This window comes from Candidatus Effluviviaceae Genus V sp., assembly GCA_014728125.1.
In the GTDB taxonomy this organism is placed as follows: Bacteria; Joyebacterota; Joyebacteria; order Joyebacterales; family Joyebacteraceae; genus WJMD01.
The window spans coordinates 1-4,481 of the sequence record WJMD01000113.1; the positions used below are offsets into that span (position 1 = coordinate 1).

The following is a 4,481-nucleotide window of genomic DNA, read 5'->3' on the forward strand; positions in this document are numbered from 1 at the left end:
CGCCTGAAGAAGATGTCCCCGATGTCGCCCGAGGCCACGGTCGTCCGGACCTATATCGAGTGGCTGACGACGATGCCGTGGGACAAGAGAACGAAGGACCGCTCGGACATCAAGGAGGTCGAGCAGATCCTCGAGGACGACCACTACGGTCTCAAGAAGCCGAAGGAGCGCATTCTCGAGTACCTGGCCGTCCTCAAGCTGACCGAGAAGGTCAAGGGACCGATCCTCTGCCTGGTCGGACCTCCCGGCGTCGGCAAGACGTCGCTCGGGAAGTCGATCGCCCGCGCTCTCGACCGCGAGTTCGTTCGCGTGTCGCTGGGCGGCGTGCGCGACGAGGCCGAGATCCGAGGCCACCGGCGGACCTACATCGGATCGATGCCGGGCCGCATCATCCAGGGGCTCCGGAAGGCCGGCTCGAAGAACCCGGTCTTCCTGCTCGACGAGATCGACAAGATGAGCTCGGATTTCCGGGGTGATCCCGCGTCGGCGCTGCTCGAGGTGCTTGACCCTGAGCAGAACTGCACGTTCAACGACCACTACCTCGACGTCGACTTCGACCTCTCGGAGGTCATGTTCATCACGACGGCGAACGTGCTGCACACGATCCCGCCGGCCCTCGAGGACCGGATGGAGACCATCCGGCTCCCCGGGTACCTCCGGAACGAGAAGCTCCAGATCGCCAAGAACTTCCTCGTGCCGAAGCAGCTCGAGGCCAACGGGCTGGACAAGATCGGACTGTCGATCAGAGACTCCGCGCTCGAGCGCATCATCGAGGACCATACGCGCGAGGCGGGCGTCAGGAACCTCGAGCGCGAGATCGCGAACATCTGCAGGAAGATCGCGCGCAGACGGGCGAGCGGCAAGAAGGTGCCGAAGAGCGTTACGCCGAAGGCCGTGCGCAAGCTCCTGGGGATGCCGCGGTATCTCTCGCAGGAGGTCGAGACGGAGCAGCGTGTCGGCGTCGCGACCGGACTCGCGTGGACGAGTGTCGGCGGCGAGATTCTGACCGTCGAGGTGCTCACCATGCGCGGCGACGGGAACCTCACGCTCACAGGCAAGCTCGGCGAGGTCATGCAGGAGTCGGCGAAGGCCGCGCTCTCGTATGCAAAGGCCCACGCAGGAGACCTGGGAATCGACGAGGACACGCTCGAGGACCTCGACATCCACATCCACGTGCCCGAGGGCGCGATCCCGAAGGACGGCCCGTCGGCCGGAACGGCGATGGCGACCGCACTGATCTCGGCACTCACGGGTAAGCCGACGCGTCCCGACGTCGCGATGACCGGCGAGATCACGCTGGGCGGCAAGGTGCTGCCGATCGGCGGCCTGGGTGAGAAGGCCGTCGCGGCCCACCGCGCGCGCGTCAAGACGCTCGTCATCCCGTCGAAGAACGAGAAGGACGTGGTGGAGCTCCCGAAGCCTGTCAAGCGCGACCTGGACATCCAGCTCGTGCACAGGCTCGACGAGGTGCTCGAGCTCGCGTTCGACGGGTGGCCGAAGCGCGACGAGAAACGGACGGAACAGCCTGAACATCCGGAACCGACGGATGGCAACCGTCCGGAGACCCCGTTCGCGCCGCAGGCGCCGCACTAGAGCGACAGCGCGCACGACGAAGCTGACACGGGGCCTCGCGGGCGGACCGCGGGGCCCCGCTTTCTGTGGTGACGCTGGAGACCGGTACTGAGAGCGGGGCGAAGCCCCGACTCGCCCGCAGCCCTCCGGGGCGGGGGGACGCATGGCCATCGGGAAGATCGAGTTCCTGCTCGGAGCTGCCAGTCTCCGGCAGCTGCCCGGGGGAGAGCTGCCGGAGATCGCGCTGGCGGGGCGTTCGAACGTCGGGAAATCCTCGCTTCTCAACCGCATCGCGAACCGGAAGAAGCTCGCCCGGACATCGAGGACGCCGGGGAAGACCCGCGAGCTCAACCTCTATGTCGTCGATCGGAAGCTGATCCTCGTCGATCTGCCCGGATACGGGTTCGCGAAGGTATCGAAGAAGGAGAAGGCGAAGTGGGGACGGCTCATCGAGAGCTATCTCCATGAGCGTGAAGAGCTTGCGGGGATCGTCCATCTGGTGGACGCTCGTCACAGGCCGACGGCCGACGACATCCAGATGCACGAGTGGATCAAGCACTTCCGTGTGCCGGCGTTGATTGCCGCGACGAAGGCTGATAAGATATCAAAGGACAAACGAAGAAGGAGTGTGAGGACGATCGAGCAGGTGCTGGAGCCGGACTCCGAGACCCCGATCGTCCTTTTCTCTGCCCAGACCGGCGAGGGGTCGAAGGAGATCATCGGCTGGATCCTGGGCATCGCTGGAAGACAGGGTGGCCGGTAGTCGCCGGCGGAGCGCGTCAAAGGAGCGCGGATGAACAAGAAGCCGTTCGCCAAGTCAAAGCTGTTCGCCCCCGGCCCGACGAAGATCCCGGGCGCGGTGCTCAACGCCGTGGGGAAGCAGGTGCTGCACCACAGAACTCCGCAGTTCTCGGAGAAGGTGCGGCACGTCCAGGATGAGATCGGGCGTCTCTTGACCACGAGCAACGACGTTCTCCTCTTCACGTGCTCGGGAACGGGTATGATGGAGGCCGCTGTCGCGAACCTCATGTCGCGCGGGGACAAGGCCGTCGTCTGCATGAACGGTGTCTTCGGCACCCGCTGGCGCGACATCTGCCGGACCTACGGCGTCGAGGCCGTGGAGTACGCGGTCGAGTGGGGGAAGTGCCACGATCCGACCGAGCTCGCGTCGATCCTCGATGCGAACCCTGACGCGAAGGCCGTTCTGGTCATCCACAGTGAGACGTCGACCGGCGCGCTGAACGACATCAGAGCACTGGGCCAGGTCGTCAAGGACCACGGCGCAGTCATGGTCGTCGACGCGACCTCGAGCGTGGGCGTGCACGAGATCAAGATGGACGAGTGGGGCGTCGACGCCGTCGTGGCGGGCACGCAGAAGGCGATGATGACGCCGCCGGGCCTCGCGTTCGTGGCGCTGAACGGGCGCGCGTGGTCGCTCGTCACGGAGTCGGACCTGCCGAAGTTCTACTTCGACTTCACGACGACGTGGAAGCGGCTCCAGAAGAAGGGCCAGACGCCATACACTCCGGCCGTATCGCTCGTCTTCGGCCTGGAGGTCGCTCTCCAGATGATGGAGGACGAGGGCTGGGAGGAGGTCTACGCCCGGCACGCGCGGATGGGCGAGGCGACCAGAGCCGCCATCAAGGCGCTCGGCATGAGTATTCTGCCGGAGCATCCCGCGAACGGCGTCACCGTGGCGGTCTGTCCCGACGGATGGGACGCGAACCAGATTGTGCGCGTCCTGGACGACGATTTCGGATGTCGCGTCGCCGGCGGGCAGCTCGACCTCTCCGGCAAGGTGTTCCGGATCGGCCACATGGGGGGCATCAAGGAGCGCGACCTTCCGATGGTGATCGGGGGGCTCGAGCAGACGCTCTACAAGCTCGGCTACATCAAGGACGTCGGCCCCGGCCTCTCCGCGCTCCAGAAGGTGCTGGCGGAGAAACGGTAGGCGGGTGTCGCAGGCGCCGACCCGGGAACCCCGGGGCGAGCGCCGGGCAGTCGCAGCTTCAGACTGTGGGGGCCGTTAGCTCAGTTGGTAGAGCACCTGCCTTTTAAGCAGGGAGTCGCTGGTTCGAGACCAGCACGGCCCACCAGCAGGTCGGGTGGCTTGAAGCTGGGCCGGGCCCTTTCACGAGGAGGATGATGATGGCGATGCAGGAGATGGAGTTCTGCATGTCGTGTGGCATGCCGCTCAATGCGCCGGATCTCAAGGGCATGTCGGAGCACTACTGCAAGCACTGCACGGATGAGGGCGGCGACGTCAAGTCCAGGGAAGAGATCCGTCGCGGCATCGCGCAGTGGTTCATGCAGTGGCAGCACGTCGACGAAGAGACCGCGATGAAGCGCGCCGAGCACTACATGAGGTCGATGCCGGAGTGGGCGGACAAGTAGCCACGGCGGCAACACGGGTTCGACTGCCTTGCGCGCCGGCAGGCGCGCATCAGATGCCGGCTGCGCAGCAGCCGACCTGAGGCAGGGCCGGGCCCGCGAGGGCACGGCCCATCCCGTTGGGCAGTGCCCGACGGCAGGTCCATGCGTCCCCATCGTCTAGGGGTTTAGGACACCGCCCTTTCACGGCGGCAACACGGGTTCGAATCCCGTTGGGGACGCCACAACAAGAAGCGGGCCGCAGAGCGGTCCGCTTCCTGTTGTACGCGGCGGTGATGGAGAACCCGTAGGGTTCGACTGGCCGTGCGCGCTTGCGCGGACTGCACAACAGAGGCGGCGAAGCCGCCGCATCAGGCAAGGGTAGCGCGGACGCGACGCGTCCGTCGCCACCCAATCCCGTTGGGGACGCCGCAAAGAGAGAGGCCGGCAACAGCCGGCCTCTCTCGTATAGGGATGATCATGATCTCGAGGATACTGGTCTCTATTTGACCAGCACCATCTTGCCTGTATCCTCAAAC

4 protein-coding genes and 2 tRNA genes are annotated in these 4,481 nt (G+C 65.6%); all 6 read left to right on the plus strand.

Annotated elements, in window-relative coordinates; genetic code table 11:
* Positions 1-1,593 (plus strand): endopeptidase La (gene lon, locus GF405_07005; protein MBD3367904.1); only part of this gene is annotated, 1,593 nt, incomplete at its 5' end.
* A 142-nt stretch (positions 1,594-1,735) separates the two neighbouring features.
* Positions 1,736-2,335 (plus strand): YihA family ribosome biogenesis GTP-binding protein, encoded by a 600-nt coding sequence (locus tag GF405_07010; protein ID MBD3367905.1) that lies wholly within the window; start codon positions 1,736-1,738, stop codon positions 2,333-2,335.
* 30 nt (positions 2,336-2,365) lie between these two features.
* Positions 2,366-3,523: an aminotransferase class V-fold PLP-dependent enzyme gene (locus tag GF405_07015; GenBank protein ID MBD3367906.1), complete on the plus strand. Its 1,158-nt coding sequence runs from the start codon at positions 2,366-2,368 to the stop codon at positions 3,521-3,523.
* Positions 3,524-3,592: 69 nt separating this feature from the next.
* Positions 3,593-3,668 (plus strand) — tRNA-Lys (locus tag GF405_07020).
* A gap of 52 nt (positions 3,669-3,720) precedes the next feature.
* A complete protein-coding gene (locus GF405_07025; protein MBD3367907.1) occupies positions 3,721-3,966 on the plus strand; it encodes a hypothetical protein in 246 nt (81 codons plus the stop codon).
* A gap of 145 nt (positions 3,967-4,111) precedes the next feature.
* Positions 4,112-4,187 (plus strand) — tRNA-Glu (locus GF405_07030).
* Positions 4,188-4,481: the final 294 nt, after the last annotated feature.

Excerpts from the sequence above, each read along its gene's own strand:
- GF405_07015 (MBD3367906.1), top strand. The coding sequence starts at position 2,366 with ATGAACAAGAAGCCGTTCGCCAAGTCAAAGCTGTTCGCCCCCGGCCCG.
- GF405_07010 (MBD3367905.1), top strand. The coding sequence starts at position 1,736 with ATGGCCATCGGGAAGATCGAGTTCCTGCTCGGAGCTGCCAGTCTCCGG.
- GF405_07025 (MBD3367907.1), top strand. The coding sequence starts at position 3,721 with ATGGCGATGCAGGAGATGGAGTTCTGCATGTCGTGTGGCATGCCGCTC.